The sequence below is a fragment of the Cellulosimicrobium sp. SJTW-1 genome, assembly GCF_047716875.1.
In the GTDB taxonomy this organism is placed as follows: Bacteria; Actinomycetota; Actinomycetes; order Actinomycetales; family Cellulomonadaceae; genus Cellulosimicrobium; species Cellulosimicrobium funkei.
This window is the reverse complement of record NZ_CP136680.1, coordinates 611,443-626,736: the sequence shown is the minus strand read 5'-3', so window position 1 is coordinate 626,736 and position 15,294 is coordinate 611,443. Positions and strand designations below refer to the sequence as shown.

The window sequence follows — 15,294 nt, the reverse complement described above, 5'->3', positions numbered from 1 at the left end:
ACAACGCTCGGCGACGACCCGGTGAACAGGCTGCCGCGTCGGCCGCCGGTGACGGTCAGACGGCCGGTCCGCAGCCCGCCGCGTCGGCGAGGAAACCCGCCGCCGCGGTCGCGAAGAGCCCCTCCAGGCCGGACCCCGCGGGGACCGGGCGCGGGTCGTCCACGACGGCCCAGCAGCCGTCGACGACCTCGTACCGGGTGGTCGGTCCCTGCTCGACGTACGCGCGCACGGCCTCGACGAGGCGCACGACGTCCGCACCGGTCGTCCCGACGCCCACCGAGGCGCGGATCGCGCCCGCGTCGTAGCCGAGGCGCGCGAGCAGCGGGTGCGCGCAGAACCGGCCGTCGCGCACGCCGATGCCGTGCTCGGCCGAGAGGTAGGCGGCGACGAGGCCCGGGTCGTGGCCCTCGACGGCGAACGTCACGACGCCGACCGGGTCGACGGCGTCGTCCCACACGCGCACGACCCGGACACCCGGGACGGCCTCCAGGCCCGCGACGAGGGCCGCGCGGAGCGCCGCCTCGTGCGCGTGCAGGTCGGCCGGGTCGAGCGCGGCGAGCGCGTCGCACGCCGCCGCGAGCGCCGCGGCGCCCACCACGTTCGGCGAGCCGGCCTCGTGGCGTGCGGGCGCCGTCTGCCACTGCGTCCCGGTCACCGCGACCTGGCGCACGGCGCCGCCGCCCGCGAGGTAGGGGGTGCCCGCGTCGAGCCAGTCGCGCCGCCCGACGAGCGCCCCCGCGCCGAACGGCGCGTAGGTCTTGTGCCCCGAGAACGCGACGTAGTCGACACCCGACGCGGCGAGCGAGAACCCGCGGTGCGGGACGAGCTGCGCGCCGTCGAGCACGACGCGCGCCCCGGCGTCGTGCGCGGCGCGGACGACCTCGGCGACGGGCAGGGACTCGCCCGTGACGTTGGAGGCGCCGGTCACGGCGACGAGCGCGTACGGGAAGCGCGCGAGCTCGGTGCGCAGGCCCGAGAGCGTCTCCGCGACGGACGCGCCGCCCGCGAGGACCGTCGCGCCGCCGGCGCGCTGCCACGGCAGCAGGTTCGCGTGGTGCTCGACGTCGAGGACGAGCACGCGCCCGGGCGTGCCGTCCGGGTTCGCCGGGACGCAGCCCGCGAGCAGGTTGAGCGAGTCGGTCGTGTTGCGCGTGACGACCGTGACGTCGTCCTCGCGCGCGCCGACGAACGCGCCGATCGTGCGGCGCGACGCCTCGTAGAGCGCCGTGGAGACCTGCGACAGGTAGCCCGCGCCGCGGTGCACGCTCGCGTAGAGCGGCAGCACCTCGGTCACGCGGTCCGCGACCGAGCGCAGCGCCGGGGCCGACGCCGCGACGTCGAGGTTCGCGTACGGCACGCTGCGGCCGTCGACGAGCGGGACGAGCGTGTCCCCGCCGACGACGGGCAGGAGCGCGGGCGCGTCGACGAGCGCCGCGAGGTCAGGGGCCGGGGCGTCGGTGGGACACGAGACGTCCGCGAGAGCAGTCATGGCACAGTCCTCCAGGGTCGTCCGGGGAGAACCTCCCCGCGCTTGCCGCCCGCCGGTCGGCGTGCGGCCTGGTCGTCACCCGGGGCACCCCGCCGCGAGAGGAGGGTTGCCGGCCAGCAAACCGGGGTTTCGCGCTGGCACTCATGACCTGCGGACCAGGATGTCCGCGCGGACGGCGGCGTGTCAACCGGTGGTCACGGCGTCTCGGATGGCGGGACGCGGCGCTCCGCGTCATAAGCCCGCGCGTCGGAGCCACGCGACGTCGGGCACCTCCACCCCGGGCCGCTCCCCGAGACGGGCGTTCCGCACGTCGGACGCGTGGCGTACGATCCGAGCCAACCATCCGGAGCGGCCGAGTGACGTGGCACGTCGACGCCGCAGCAACCCCCCGGACCGCCTCGGCGGCCGGGCGCAGGGTGCTACTGCCACGGTCGATGGAGGAGGACTCTCATGAGCGACCAGTCCCAGCAGGCGTCGGCACCCCGGCCGGCACCCCCCGAGGCACGTCCCGCCGTCGGCTACGCCGGCGACCTCACCCCGCAGCAGGCGTGGGACCTGCTCGCGCACGACGAGCGCGCCGTGCTCGTGGACGTCCGCACCGAGGGCGAGTGGCGCACCATCGGCGTGCCCGACGCCACGGAGCTCGGCCGCGACGTCCTGTTCGACGAGTGGGTGACCCCGGCGGGCCCGAACCCGCGGTTCCTCGACCGGCTCGTCGAGGCAGGTCTGACGCCCGGCGACGAGCGTCCCGTCGTGTTCCTGTGCCGCTCGGGCCAGCGGTCGATCGGCGCGGCGCGCGCGGCCACGGCCGCCGGGCTCGGGCCGTCGTACAACGTGCTCGAGGGCTTCGAGGGCGCCCAGGGGTTCTCGGGCCTGCGGGACGTCGAGGGCTGGAAGGTCCGCGGGCTGCCCACCACGACGTTCGACGAGGCCGCCCGGTGAGCGCGGTCGTGCCCGGGAGCGTGCCCGGCGGCTCCGGCCGCAAGCCCCTGCCCGCGAGCGCCCGCCCCGCGACGCTCGCCGTGCGCGGCGGCCACGCGCGCACCGAGTTCCAGGAGACGTCCGAGGCGCTGTTCCTCACGCAGGGCTACACGTACGACCGCGCGGCCGACGCCGAGGCCGCGTTCAAGGGGGAGCTCGACCGGTTCGTCTACTCGCGCTACGGCAACCCGACCGTGCACACGTTCGAGGAGCGCCTGCGCCTCCTGGAGGGCGCGGAGGCGTGCTACGCGACGGCGTCCGGCATGTCCGCCGTGTTCACGGCGCTCGCCGCGCTGGTGCGGTCCGGGTCGCGCATCGTCGCGGCGCGCGCGCTCTTCGGGTCGAGCCTCGTCATCTTCGACGAGATCTTCGCGAAGTGGGGCGTGCGGACGGACTACGTCGACGGCCACGTGCTGTCGCAGTGGGAGGAGGCGCTGTCCACCCCCGCGGACGTCGTGTTCTTCGAGACGCCGTCCAACCCCATGCAGGACATCGTCGACGCGCGGCGCGTGAGCGAGCTCGCGCACGCCGCCGGCGCGGTCGTCGTGCTCGACAACGTCTTCGCGACGCCGCTGCTGCAGCGTCCGCTCGAGCTCGGTGCCGACGTCGTCGTCTACTCGGCGACCAAGCACATCGACGGGCAGGGCCGCGTGCTCGGCGGCGCGATCCTCGGCACCGAGGAGTACGTCACCGGTCCCGTGCAGACGTTCATCCGCAACACCGGGCCGTCGCTGTCGGCGTTCAACGCGTGGGTGCTGCTCAAGGGCCTCGAGACGCTGCCCGTGCGCGTCGCCGCGCAGAACGCCGCCGCGGAGCAGGTCGCGGAGGCGCTGGAGCAGCTCCCCGGGATCGGCCGCGTGCGCTACCCGTTCCTCGCCTCGCACCCGCAGCGCGAGCTCGCGCGGTCGCAGCAGAGCGGTGGCGGGACCGTCGTGACGTTCGACCTCGCCGTGCCCGAGGGCACCGACCCCGAGACGGCGAAGAAGCGCGCGTTCACGTTCCTCGACGCGCTCCAGGTCGTCGACATCTCGAACAACCTCGGCGACGCGAAGTCCCTCGTCACGCACCCGGCCACCACGACGCACCGCAAGCTCGGCCCCGAGGGCCGCGCCGCGGTCGGCATCGCGGAGACGACCGTGCGCCTGTCGGTGGGCCTGGAAGACCCGCAAGACATCATCGAGGACGTCGCCCAAGCCCTGAACTCCTGACCCCGCCTCCCGCCGAGCAGGCGGTATCGGTTCGTCCCGGCGCCGGGACGAACCACGACCGCCTGCTCGGCGGGCAGGTGGGGCGTGGGCCCGACAGCGGCGGGTCCCTTTAGCCTGACCGGGTGACCGCCTACGTCCGCCCGCCGATCCTGCGCCAGGTGTTCCACGACGCCGACGGGGTGCCGTTCGAGTACGGCGGGCGCTGGGACCATCTCGACGGGCCGCCCGAGGACACGTACTCCGTGGACTCCCACCCGGAGCGGTTCGCGCCGCTCGCCGACGTCGCTGACGCGCTCGTGCGGCACCTCGCGGCGACGTACGCCGTCACGGTCGAGGACGTCGACCTGCGTGGCGTCGACCTGGCGTCGCACACCGCGGTCGGGCCCGCGCACCCCGTGCTCGCGGGGGTCCGGAACGTCGGTCCGGACGCCGTGCGGGCGGTGCGCGTCACGCCCGCGTCCGACGACGCCGCGGCGCTGGCCCTCGTCGTGACGGACTACCCGGGAGTCGTGGTGCGCGCCGGGGTGCTGCACGAGGACACGTTCCCGTCGTGCGGGTGCGACGCGTGCGACGACACGGCGGCGGGCGCAGCAGAGGCGCTCGAGGACCTCGTGCTGGGGGTGGCGGCGGGCCGGTTCTCGGAGGCTGTGCGGCGGGCGCTCCCCGGTCGTCACGAGTGGTGGGTGGCGCACCGCCTCGACGAGCCCGACGGCGGGTACTCCGCGGGCGAGGGCCGCACCCGGCTGGCGCGCGGCGTCGGGCAGCAGGCAAGACGGCGCCTCGCCACCCTCCCGGGCGGGCTCTGGCAGCCCTGGCCCGCCGCGGACTGAAACCCTCGCGCCGCGAAGGCGGACTCGCGTCGTCCGGGGACCGGAACGGGCCGCCACCGCGCGCTCGGCGGCCGGGCGCGCCTGATCGAAAGACGTGGCTCGTCGCCCGGGGTGCGGCCTACGGTCGTCGGGTGCCCGACGCCGTCTTCGACGACCCCCGCCTCGCCGCTCTCTACGACCCGCTCGCCCCGGACCGGTCCGACCTCGACGCCTACGTCGCGATCGTCGACGAGCTGGGCGCGCGCCGAGTGCTCGACGTCGGGTGCGGCACCGGGACGTTCGCGTGCCTGCTCGCGCAGCGCGGCGTCGAGGTGGTGGGCCTCGACCCGGCGGGTGCGTCGCTCGACGTCGCCCGCACGAAGCCGGGCGCCGAGCGCGTGCGCTGGCTGCACGGCGACGCGACGACCCTCCCCCCGCTCCAGGTCGACCTCGCGACGATGACGGCGAACGTCGCCCAGGTGTTCCTCACCGACGACGCGTGGGCCGCGACGCTGCGGGGCGTCCACGACGCGCTCGTGCCGGGCGGGTGGCTGGTGCTCGAGACCCGTGTCCCCGCCCGTCGGGCCTGGGAGGGGTGGGTCCGCGAGGCGACGGTCACGCGCGTGGAGGTGCCCGACGTCGGCCCGGTCGAGTCCTGGACCGACCTCACCGACGTGTCGCTCCCCTTCGTGTCCTTCCACGACACGACCGTGCTGCCCGACGGCACCACGCTCCACTCCGACTCGACGCTGCGCTTCCGGGAGCGCGAGGAGGTCGAGACGTCGCTCGTGGCGTGCGGGTTCGAGGTCGTGGACGTCCGGGACGCGCCCGACCGCCCGGGTCGCGAGTGGGTCTTCGTGGCGCGGCGCGGCTGAACCGCGCAGCGCTCCCGCGCGCGTCAGCCGCGACGGTCGCCCAGCACGACGACGTCCTCCGGGCGTCCGCCCGACCGTGCGACGTGCGACCGGACCGCGTCCAACTCCTCCGGGAGCAGGAGGAAGGTCACCGACGTCCCGGTGTCGTTCACGTCCCAGAGCAGCGTCCCGTCCTCGTCGAAGCCCGAGCCGCAGATCGTGAAGGGGGCGACGGCGAGGGCGAGGTCGAGCTCGCGGTCGTCGCGCGGGTCGAGCTCGAGCGAGATCGGGGGCTCCCAGCCGAAACGCCGGGCCAGGTGTCCGCGTCGTGCGCGGCGCAGCTCGTCCAAGGCGTGCACCGCGTCCGTCGCGTCCGGTGGCCACGGCTCGTCGGAGTACACGTCGACCTGGAGCCGTGCCACCCGGTCGCGCAGCGCCTGGAGCGCGCCGCGGCACGCGGCCGCGACGGTGCCCGGCGCGGCGCCGTCGGCGATCGTGCACAGCACGGCCGTCGTCCTCCGCTGCCGCATCGGGCCTCCCCCGGGTGCCGGTTCCGCCGCCGCCTCCGCGCGCGTGCGGTGCGGACACCGTAGTCCCCGGGCCGCCTGTGGACGGCGGTTCGACGGTGTGGGTCGCACCTCGTAGATTCCTCGTAGCGCACGGCCACGGGCCGGGCACACGATCACGCCACCACCACCGACAGGGGTCCTCTTGCTGCACGTGCACCGCTCCGAGCGTGCCGAGGCGCTCGTGGCGCCGCTCGCCGCCGTGCTCGCGGAGGTCCCGGCGGACCCGTTCACGCCGGACGTCGTGGCGGTCCCGACGCGCGGGGTGGAGCGGTGGCTCGCGCAGCGGCTCTCGCACCACCTGGGCGCGGGCGAGACGGCGGGGATCTGCGCGAACGTGGACTTCCGGGGCCCGCGGCGGCTCGTCGAGCAGGTCGTGGCCGACCTCACGGACCTCGACCCCGACGACGACCCGTGGCGGCCCGAGCGGCTCGCGTGGTCGGTGCTCGAGGTGCTCGACGCGCACCTCGCCGAGCCCTGGGCGGCGCCGCTCGCGCGCTACGTCGGCGACCCGGGCGACGAGGTGCGGCGGGGTCGGCGGCTCACGCTCGCGCGACGGCTCGCGGACCTCCTGGTCGACTACGCCCGCCAGCGGCCCGAGGTCGTGCTCGCGTGGTCGGCCCCGGTCACGGGGACCGCCGTCGCGCCGGACGACCTCGCGTGGCAGCCCGAGCTGTGGCGTCGCCTGGTGGAGCGCGTCCCGGCGACGGACCCGGCGCGGCGCGTGACGGAGGCGGTCGCGGCGCTGCGTGCGGACCCGGCGGCCGTCGACCTGCCGCCGCGGCTGTCCGTGTTCGGGCCCACGCGGCTCCCCGAGGACGAGCTCCGGGTCCTGCGCGCGCTCGCCGAGCACCGCGACGTCCACCTGTGGCTCGTGCACCCCTCGCCGGCGCTGTGGGCGACGGTCGCCGCGTCCGCCGGCGACCCCTCCACGGGCGGCGCGGAGCCGGGCTCGGACCACGCGGGCGCGCCCGTCCGGCGTCGCGCGGACCTGCCGACGTTCGCGCGCCACCCGTTCCTCGCGTCCACCGGCCGGGACACGGTCGAGCTGCAGCTCCGGCTGGCCGCGGGCGAGGCGCGCGAGACCCACCACGAGGCCGCGCCCCCGCCGCCGACCCTGCTCGGCGCGCTGCAGTCCGCGCTGCGGGCCGACGATCCGGACGGCGCGCACGTGCTGGACCCGACGGACCGCTCCGTGCAGGTGCTCGCGTGCCACGGCCGCGCCCGGCAGGTCGAGGTGCTGCGCGAGACGCTCGTCGGCCTGTTCTCCGCCGACCCGACGCTCCAGGCGCGCGACGTCATCGTCCTGTGCCCCGACGTCGAGACGTTCGCGCCGCTCGTCACCGCGACCTTCGGCGCCGTCCCCGAGCTCGGCGACGACGCGCACCCGGGCCAGCGGCTGCGGGTCAGCCTCGCGGACCGCGGCGCCGGGACGACCAACCCCGTGCTCGCGCTGCTCGCCACGCTGCTGCGCCTCGCCGACGGCCGCGTCACGGCGTCCGAGGTGCTCGACCTCGCGGCGAGCGGCCCGGTCCGCCGCCGGTTCCGCTTCTCCGACGACGACGTCGACCGCCTGCGGCAGTGGGCCGTCGAGGCGGGGGTGCACTGGGGCGAGGACGGCGAGCGGCGTGCCCGCTTCGGGATCGACGGGCACGTGCGGCAGGGCACGTGGGACGCGGCGCTCGACCGCATCCTGCTCGGGGCCGCGATGGCCGACGAGGACGCCCGGTTCGTCGGGCCCGCGCTCCCGCTGGACGACGTCGGCTCGACGGACGTGGACCTCGCGGGCCGGCTCGCGGAGCTCGTCGCGCGGCTCACGGAGATCCTGCGCGACCTCGACGGCGTGCACCCGCTCGCGCACTGGCTCGACACCCTCGACCGCGCGCTCACGCTCCTGGCGGAGGCGCCGCCGACGGAGGCGTGGCAGATCGGCTCCGCGCGCCGCGTGCTGGGCGACGTCCGGGCGGCGGGTGCCGCGCACGGCGGCGTCGCGCTGCGGCTCGCGGACGTGCGGGCGCTGCTCGACGACCGCCTGGCCGGGCGCCCGACGCGCGCCGGGTTCCGCACGGGCGCGCTCACCGTGTGCTCGCTCGAGCCGATGCGCTCGGTGCCGCACCGGGTCGTGTGCCTCCTCGGGCTCGACGACGGCGTGTTCCCCCGCACCGCCGCGCCCGCGGGCGACGACCTGCTCGCCCGGCACCCCGAGATCGGCGAGCGCGACGCGCGCAGCGAGGACCGGCAGATCTACCTCGACGCCGTCGCCGCGGCGGGCGACCACCTCGTCGTCGTGCACACGGGTGCCGACGAGCGCACCGGGGCGCCGCGCCCGCCCGCGGTCCCCGTGGCGGAGCTGCTCGACGCGCTGGACCGGGTGGCGACCACGGCCGACGGGCGCGCCGCGCGCGAGCACGTCGTCGTGCAGCACCCGCTCCAGACGGTCGACGAGCGGAACTTCACGCCGGGCGCGCTCGGCGTCCCCGGACCGTTCAGCCACGACGACGCCGCGTTCGCCGGGGCCCGCCAGGCGCGCCAGAAGCGTGAGCCGGTCGGGGCCCTCGTCGGCGCACCGCTCTCGCTGCCGACCGGTGCCGCCGTCGGCTCCGTAGAAGGACCGGGGTCGCCCACGGCGACCGGGGGCCGCGCGGACGTCGAGCTCGACGACCTGGTCCGCCTGCTCGAGAACGCACCCCGCTGGTTCGCGCAGCACACGCTCGACGTGGGTCTCGTGCTGGAGGAGGAGGACGTCGAGGACCGGCTGCCCCTCTCCCTCACGGGCCTCGCGGGCTGGGGCGTGGGCGACCGCGTGCTGCGGGCCGCGCTCGCGGGCGTCGACCCGAACCGCGCGATGCAGGCCGAGTGGCGCCGCGGTCAGGTCCCGCCGCGCGAGCTCGGCCGGTCGGCGCTCCAGGAGGTCGTCCGGGCCGTGGGGCCGCTCCGGGTCGCGGCCGTCGAGGCCGCGCGCGAGGCCGACGTCGCGGCCGGTCGTCCCGTGAGCCAGGACGTGCTGAGCTCCGCCGAGACGGTCGACGTGCGGGCCACCCTCCCGGACGGCGGCACGGTCGTCGGCAGCGTGCCGGGCGTGCACGGCGCGCGCGTGGTGCGCACGGAGTACTCGCGGCTCGGACCGAAGCACCGGCTGCGCGCCTGGGTGCAGGCGCTCGCGCTGCGCGTGAGCGACCCGGACCGCCCGTGGGACGCCGTCGCGATCGGCCGGTCTCCCCGCGGCCCGGGCGTCGCGTGGTCGACGCTCACGCCGCCCGACCGCGACACGGCGGTCGCCGTGCTGGCCGATCTCGTGGCCCTGCGCGACGAGGCCGCCCGCGAGCCCCTGCCGCTGCTGCCCGAGGTCGCGCTCCGCTACGCCGAGGAGCGGCGCACCACCGACGCGCGCGACGCCCTGATGCGCGCCGGGTGGGCGTGGAACAAGGGCTTCGAGCGCAAGGATCCGTACGTCGTGCTCGCCTGGGGTCAGGACCCGGCGCTCCCCGACCTCGCGGGCCACGCGACGACCGCCGACCTGGGCCGCTTCCCCGACGACCCGACCCGCCTCGGCGCGCTCGCGCGCCGCGTGTGGGACCCCCTGCTGGAGCACGAGCTGCGAGGTGCGCGATGAGCGGCCCGACGTCCGCACCCGCCACGCCCGCCCCGGCGTCCGGACCCGCGGTGCCCGGACCCGTCGCGGGGAGCCCGCGGCGCTTCGACCCGTTCGGCGACCTGCCGCGCGGGACGGTCGTGCTCGAGGCGAGCGCCGGCACGGGCAAGACGCACACCATCGCGACCCTCACGACGCGCTACGTCGCCGAGGGCGTGGCGGCGCTGCCCGAGATCATGCTCGTGACGTTCGGCCGGGCCGCGACGTCGGAGCTGCGGGACCGCGTGCGCGAGCGCCTCGTCGCGACCGAGCGCGCGCTGCGCGGGCCCGACCCGGCGCACAGCACCGACGAGCTCGTCGCGTTCCTCGCCGCGGTCGACGCCGACGAGCTCGCCCGCCGTCGCGAGCGCCTGCGCGTCGCGCTGTCCCAGCTCGACGCCGCGACGATCACGACGACGCACGGGTTCTGCCAGCAGATGCTCACCGCGCTCGGGACGGCGGCCGACGTCGACCTCGCGACGAGCTTCCTGCCCGACGTGGCCGACCTCGTCGAGGAGGTCACGGACGACCTGTACGTGAGGCGTTTCGCCGACCAGAGCGAGCCGATCCTCTCGCCGCGCGACGTGCGCGCGGTCGCCCGCGCGGCGGTGAGCGACCACGGGGCGGTGGTCGCGCCGTCGGACGCGGCCGAGGGCTCGGTGGCCGCGGCGCGGTACGAGGTCGCCGTCGCCGCCCGCCGCGAGGTGGAGGCGCGCAAGCGCGCGATGCACCTGCTCGACTACGACGACCTCCTCGTCCTGCTGCGCCGCGCCCTCACCGACCCGGAGCACGGTGCGACGGCGACGCAGCGCGTCCGGTCGAGGTTCCGCGTGGTCATGGTGGACGAGTTCCAGGACACGGACCCCGAGCAGTGGGCGATCCTGCGCACCGCGTTCCACGGGCGGCCCGACGAGAGCAGCGCGCTCGTCCTCATCGGGGACCCCAAGCAGGCGATCTACGCGTTCCGCGGCGCGGACGTCGTGACGTACCTGCAGGCCGTCGAGGACGCGACGGACACCGCGACGCTCAGCACGAGCTGGCGCAGCGACGGCCCGCTCCTTGCCGGCCTGCACGCGCTGCTCGGCGAGACGGCGCTCGGCGACCCGCGCATCGTCGTGCGTCCGATCGACGCGGCGCACCCCGAGTCGCGCTTCTCCGGCGGCGCGCCGGTGCGGCTGCGGCAGGTGACGCGCCGCGCCTACCGGCTGGGCGCCTCGTCGGCGCCGTCGGCCCCGGACGCGCGCGGCCTGCTCGCGAAGGACGTCGCGGCCGACGTCGCGAGCCGCCTCGGCACCGCGTCCGGCGGCGGCGACCGCGTGCGCGACGACGGCGGCGGGGCGGCGGGCGACGCGGCGCGCTGGCGCCCGCTCGAACCGCGCGACGTCGCCGTGCTGACGCGCACGAACGCCCAGGCCGAGGCGGTGCGCTCGGCACTCGTCGCGCTGGGCGTGCCGGCGGTCGTGTCGGGACCGTCGAGCGTGTTCGGGTCGGCCACGGCGCAGGACTGGCTCACGCTCCTCGCGGCGCTGGAGCAGCCGGGCCTCCACCGGCGCGCGACGGCGCTCGCCCTCACGCCGTTCGTCGGCTGGGACGCACAGCGCCTCGCGACCGCAGGCGACGCGGACCACGACGAGCTCGGCGACACGGTCCGGGCCTGGGCGCGCCTGCTCGCCGACCGGGGCGTGGCCGCGGTCGCGGAGGTCGCCGCACGGCGCGGCGCCACCGCGCGCGTCATGGCGCGGGCCGACGGCGAGCGCTACCTCACCGACCTGCGCCACGTCACGCAGGCGCTGCACGAGGCCGCGACGACCGAGGGGCTCGGCACGGCCGCGCTCACGGCCTGGCTCCGGACCCGGATCGCCGAGGTCGGGACGGTCTTCACCGACGAGCGCACCCGCCGTCTCGAGACCGACGCCGCCGCCGTGCAGGTCGTCACCGTGCACGCCGCGAAGGGTCTGGAGTTCGGCGTCGTCTACGTCCCGTTCGGGTGGGAGCGGTTCGAGCCCGACGACCAGGAGCTGTTCGCGTTCCACGACGACCACGGGCAGCGCGTGCTGCACCTCGGCGGGGTCGGCTCCCCCGGGTTCGTGGACGCCAAGGCGCGCTGGCGCGACGAGGAGCTCGGCGAGGACCTGCGCCTGCTGTACGTGGCGCTCACCCGGGCTCGGCACCAGGTCGTCGTGCACTGGACCCCCACGAAGCGCAGCACCGGATCGGGACCGCTCACCCGCCTCCTGCTCGCCGACCGGATGCTCGGCGGCGAGCCCGGGCGCCACGCACGGCCCGACGCGATGCGCGACGACGCCGTCCGGTCCGCGTTCGAGGCGGTCGCGGCGCGGTCGGGCGGGACGGTCGTCGTCGAGCAGGTCGACGCCCGGCCGAAGGGCGAGCCCTGGTCGCCCGGCACCCGGTCGGGCACGGACCTCGCGCTCGCGACCGCGGTCCACCTCCCGGACCGCGACTGGCGGCGGGCGTCGTACTCGGCCCTGACCGCGGCCGCGCACCACGGCCCGGTCGGCGGGATCGAGAGCGAGCCCGAGGACCCGGGCGTGCAGGACGAGCCGGAGGAGACCACCGACGACGACACCGCCGCGCCCGCGCCCGCGACCTCGGCCCCGCGACCCGGCGCGGACGTGCCGTCCCCGTACGAGGGGCAGCCGGGCGGCACCGCGTTCGGCACGCTCGTGCACGAGATCCTCGAGTACGTCGACACCGCGGCCGACGACCTCGACGCCGAGGTGCGCGCCCGCTGCGCGCAGGCGGCGACGGTCCGCGTGCCGGGCGTCGAGCCCGTCGCGCTCGCGACGGCGCTCGGCCTGTCGCTGCGCACGCCGCTCGGCCCGATCGCGGGCGGGCTCACGCTCGCCGACGTCGACCCGCGGGACCGGCTGCCCGAGCTCGAGTTCGAGCTCCCGCTCGCCGGGGGCGACGAGACGGAGGGGGTGCGTCCCGCGACGCTGCGCGACCTCGCGGACGTCCTGCGGGCGTACCTGCCCGCCGACGACGCGTTCGCGCGCTACCCCGACCTGCTCGCGGCGCTGGCCGACGAGTCCGAGACCGGCACGGGCACCGGCGGCGTCCCGCTGCGCGGCTACCTCACGGGCTCGATCGACGCCGTGCTGCGCGTGCCCGCCCCGGGTCCCGACGGCGCTCCGGACGGGGATCCGGGCGGCCGCTACCGGTACCTGGTCGTCGACTACAAGACGAACCGCGTCGGGCCGCCCGGGGTCCCGCTCGCCGTGGGCGACTACCACCCCGACGCCATGCGCGACGCGATGCTCGCCTCGCACTACCCGCTGCAGCTCGTGCTCTACCTCGTCGCGCTCCACCGCTACCTGCGGTGGCGCGTGCGCGACTACGACCCGGACCGCGACCTCGCCGGTGGGGCGTACCTCTTCGTGCGCGGCATGGCCGGCCCGGACACGCCCCGCGGCCCCGACGGCACCCCGTACGGCGTCGTCGCCTGGAGCCCGCCGCCCGGGCTCGTCGTCGCCCTGTCCGCCCTGCTCGACGGAGGTCGCGCATGACCACGACCGCTCCCGGGTCGGCGACCCGGCCCACCGCTCCTCCTGCGGGCGACACGGTCGACGAGGGCGACCCGCGGCTCGCCGTCGGCGTGCCGGCGGGCCTGGCGCCGTTCAACGTCGCGCGCGTGGTCTCGGCCGCCGACGTGCGCGTCGCGCTGCGGCTCGGCCGGCTCACGGGCGAGCACGACGACCGGGTGCTGCTCGCCGTCGCGCTCGCCGTCCGTGCCGTGCGCAGCGGCTCCGTGTGCGTGCGCCTCGACGACCTCGGCTCCCTGGCGCTGCCCGAGGACGAGGAGGCCGCCCGGACCGACGCCGCCGACCTGCCGTGGCCGGACCGCACCGCGTGGGCCGACGCCGTCGCGCGCAGCCCGCTCGTCGCCGTCGGGGTCGACGGCGCGCCCGACCGCCCTGCGCGCTGGGTCGGGGACGCGCTGTACCTCGACCGCTACTGGCGCGACGAGCTCGCGGTCCGGCACGACGTCGACGGCCGGCTCGCGGCACCCGACCTGCCGGTCGACGCCGACCGCCTCGACGCCGCGCTGGCCCGCCTCTTCCCCGCGGCGGAGGACACGCGCCAGCGGCTCGCCGCCGCGCACGCCGCCACGCGCCGGCTCACCGTCCTCACGGGTGGCCCCGGCACGGGCAAGACGACGACGGTCGCGCGGCTGCTCGCCGTCCTGCACGACGCCGTCCCGCACGACGCTGCCCGCCCCGCGGCCGCGGTGGCGCCCGCTCCGTCGCGCCCGGGGACGAACGCCCCGTCCGACCACGGCACGGCGCTGCGCGTCGCGCTCGCCGCCCCGACCGGGAAGGCGGCCGCACGGCTCCAGGAGGCGGTGCGCGAGGTCGTCGCCGGGTTCGAGGACGCGGCCGACCGCGCGCGCGTCGGGACGCCCGTCGCGACGACGCTGCACCGCCTGCTCGGGTACCGGCCGGGCAGCAGCACGCGGTTCCGCCACGACGCGCACCACCACCTGCCGCACGACGTCGTCGTCGTCGACGAGACGTCGATGGTCGCGCTGCCGCTCATGGCGCGGCTGCTCGAGGCGCTGCGGCCCGACGCGCGGCTCGTGCTCGTCGGGGACCCCGACCAGCTCGCCTCGGTGGAGGCCGGCGCCGTGCTCGGCGACCTCGTGCACCGCGAGCCCGTCACGCCCCCGGCCACCGCACCGGCCGTGCTCGCGGCGGCCGAGACCGCGCTGGCCGACGCGCCGCCGCCCGCCGACGGCGAGGTCGACGACCGGGCGGTGCTCGGCAACGGGGTCGTCCGGCTGCGCACCGTCCACCGTCAGGACCGCGACTCGGAGATCCTGCCGCTCGCCGCCGCGATCCGGGCCGAGGACGCGGAGGCGACGCTCGCCCTGCTGCGCGCGGGGCACGGGTCCGTGGAGTTCCTCGAGACGCCCGACGAGGAGCCCGACGACTCGGTGCTGGCCGCGGTCCGCGCGGACGCCGTCGCGGCGGGGACCCTGCTCATCGAGGCCGCGCGCGCCGGGGACGCGGCCGCCGCGCTCGACGCGCTCGCGCGGCACCGCGTCATGGTGGCGCACCGGCGCGGGCCCGCGGGGCGCGGCCGGTGGGCGGCGCAGGTCGAGGCGTGGGTCGAGGAGGCGACCGGCCACCACACGACCGACTCCCCGTGGGTCGCCGGGCGGCCCCTGCTCGTCACGACGAACGACGCCGAGGTCGGCCTCTACAACGGCGACACCGGCGTGCTCGTCGCGGAGCCCTCGGGCGGGGTCGTCGCCGTGTTCGGGGACCCGCGCGCGCCGCTGCGCGTGCGCACGCACCGGCTGCCGCCCGTGGAGACCGTGCACGCCATGACGGTCCACCGCGCGCAGGGCAGCCAGTTCGACCGCGTCACGCTCGTCCTGCCGCCCGCGACCTCGCCGCTGCTCACGCGCGAGCTGCTGTACACGGCGGTGACGCGCGCGCAGTCGTTCGTGCGCGTCGTCGGCTCCGAGGACGCCGTGCGCACCGCGGTGACGAGCCCGGTCCACCGGGCGAGCGGGCTGCGGACTCCGCTGCCCGGCGGTCAGTCCTCGGTGCGCTCCGCCTGATCGCGCTCGCGCAGCTCCTTGAGGCGGCCCCAGGGTACGAGCACGATCCAGGCGACGGACGCGACGGCGGCGCCCATGATCATCGAGGGGACGTCCATGGCGACCATCTTGGCAGGCGTGCGCGGTCGCCCCGGGGAATGAGGCACGGGGGTGCCCGGTTGGCACCAGG

The 15,294-nt window shown here is 77.1% G+C and carries 10 protein-coding genes and 1 riboswitch; of the genes, 7 read left to right on the top strand and 3 right to left on the bottom strand.

Annotation, left to right across the window (positions count from 1 at the left end; translation table 11 throughout):
• Positions 1-55: 55 nt before the first annotated feature.
• Positions 56-1,489: an aminotransferase class V-fold PLP-dependent enzyme gene (locus tag RSE42_RS02860; protein WP_409141291.1), complete on the bottom strand. Its 1,434-nt coding sequence runs from the start codon at positions 1,487-1,489 to the stop codon at positions 56-58.
• A 33-nt stretch (positions 1,490-1,522) separates the two neighbouring features.
• A riboswitch (SAM riboswitch) is annotated at positions 1,523-1,638 on the bottom strand.
• A 301-nt stretch (positions 1,639-1,939) separates the two neighbouring features.
• Here RSE42_RS02860 and RSE42_RS02855 point away from each other — a divergent pair.
• From RSE42_RS02855 to RSE42_RS02840, 4 genes are all read left to right on the top strand, one after another.
• Positions 1,940-2,431 (top strand): rhodanese-like domain-containing protein, encoded by a 492-nt coding sequence (locus RSE42_RS02855; RefSeq protein WP_085386624.1) that lies wholly within the window; start codon positions 1,940-1,942, stop codon positions 2,429-2,431.
• Positions 2,428-3,678 carry an O-succinylhomoserine sulfhydrylase gene (locus tag RSE42_RS02850; RefSeq protein WP_409141290.1) on the top strand — a complete coding sequence of 417 codons (1,251 nt, stop codon included), beginning with the start codon at positions 2,428-2,430 and terminating at the stop codon, positions 3,676-3,678. The genes RSE42_RS02855 and RSE42_RS02850 overlap by 4 nt, the downstream gene beginning before the upstream one ends.
• 122 nt (positions 3,679-3,800) lie before the next feature.
• Entirely contained in the window at positions 3,801-4,508 is a 708-nt protein-coding gene (locus RSE42_RS02845; RefSeq protein WP_144721452.1) for a DUF6226 family protein, read from the top strand.
• A 131-nt stretch (positions 4,509-4,639) separates the two neighbouring features.
• A complete protein-coding gene (locus RSE42_RS02840; protein WP_043654508.1) occupies positions 4,640-5,362 on the top strand; it encodes a class I SAM-dependent methyltransferase in 723 nt (240 codons plus the stop codon).
• A gap of 23 nt (positions 5,363-5,385) precedes the next feature.
• Here RSE42_RS02840 and RSE42_RS02835 read toward each other — a convergent pair whose 3' ends face one another.
• On the bottom strand, positions 5,386-5,871 hold the full coding sequence (locus RSE42_RS02835; protein ID WP_144721450.1) for a hypothetical protein: 486 nt from the start codon (positions 5,869-5,871) through the stop codon (positions 5,386-5,388).
• A gap of 190 nt (positions 5,872-6,061) precedes the next feature.
• Here RSE42_RS02835 and recC point away from each other — a divergent pair, with 190 nt between their 5' ends.
• From recC to recD, 3 genes are read left to right on the top strand one after another with little or no spacing between them, the layout of a single operon-like run.
• On the top strand, positions 6,062-9,520 hold the full coding sequence (gene recC, locus RSE42_RS02830; protein ID WP_415298819.1) for an exodeoxyribonuclease V subunit gamma: 3,459 nt from the start codon (positions 6,062-6,064) through the stop codon (positions 9,518-9,520).
• A complete protein-coding gene (locus RSE42_RS02825; RefSeq protein ID WP_415297818.1) occupies positions 9,517-13,065 on the top strand; it encodes a UvrD-helicase domain-containing protein in 3,549 nt (1,182 codons plus the stop codon). Before recC ends, RSE42_RS02825 begins: the two co-directional genes overlap by 4 nt.
• Positions 13,062-15,125, top strand: a complete 2,064-nt coding sequence (gene recD / locus RSE42_RS02820) for an exodeoxyribonuclease V subunit alpha (protein ID WP_144721444.1) — start codon at positions 13,062-13,064, stop codon at positions 15,123-15,125. Before RSE42_RS02825 ends, recD begins: the two co-directional genes overlap by 4 nt.
• Here recD and RSE42_RS02815 read toward each other — a convergent pair.
• Complete coding sequence (locus RSE42_RS02815) at positions 15,101-15,223, bottom strand: hypothetical protein (RefSeq protein WP_021483523.1); 123 nt, start codon at positions 15,221-15,223, stop codon at positions 15,101-15,103. The two genes, recD and RSE42_RS02815, sit on opposite strands and share 25 nt — an antisense overlap.
• Between the last annotated feature and the right edge of the window lie 71 nt (positions 15,224-15,294).

What these genes read in the sequence shown, in the direction of transcription:
- RSE42_RS02860 (WP_409141291.1), bottom strand. Translation starts at nt 1,489, where the DNA reads ATGACTGCTCTCGCGGACGTCTCGTGTCCCACCGACGCCCCGGCCCCT.
- RSE42_RS02855 (WP_085386624.1), top strand. Translation starts at nt 1,940, where the DNA reads ATGAGCGACCAGTCCCAGCAGGCGTCGGCACCCCGGCCGGCACCCCCC.
- RSE42_RS02835 (WP_144721450.1), bottom strand. Translation starts at nt 5,871, where the DNA reads ATGCGGCAGCGGAGGACGACGGCCGTGCTGTGCACGATCGCCGACGGC.
- RSE42_RS02825 (WP_415297818.1), top strand. Translation starts at nt 9,517, where the DNA reads ATGAGCGGCCCGACGTCCGCACCCGCCACGCCCGCCCCGGCGTCCGGA.
- recD (WP_144721444.1), top strand. Translation starts at nt 13,062, where the DNA reads ATGACCACGACCGCTCCCGGGTCGGCGACCCGGCCCACCGCTCCTCCT.
- RSE42_RS02815 (WP_021483523.1), bottom strand. Translation starts at nt 15,223, where the DNA reads ATGGACGTCCCCTCGATGATCATGGGCGCCGCCGTCGCGTCCGTCGCC.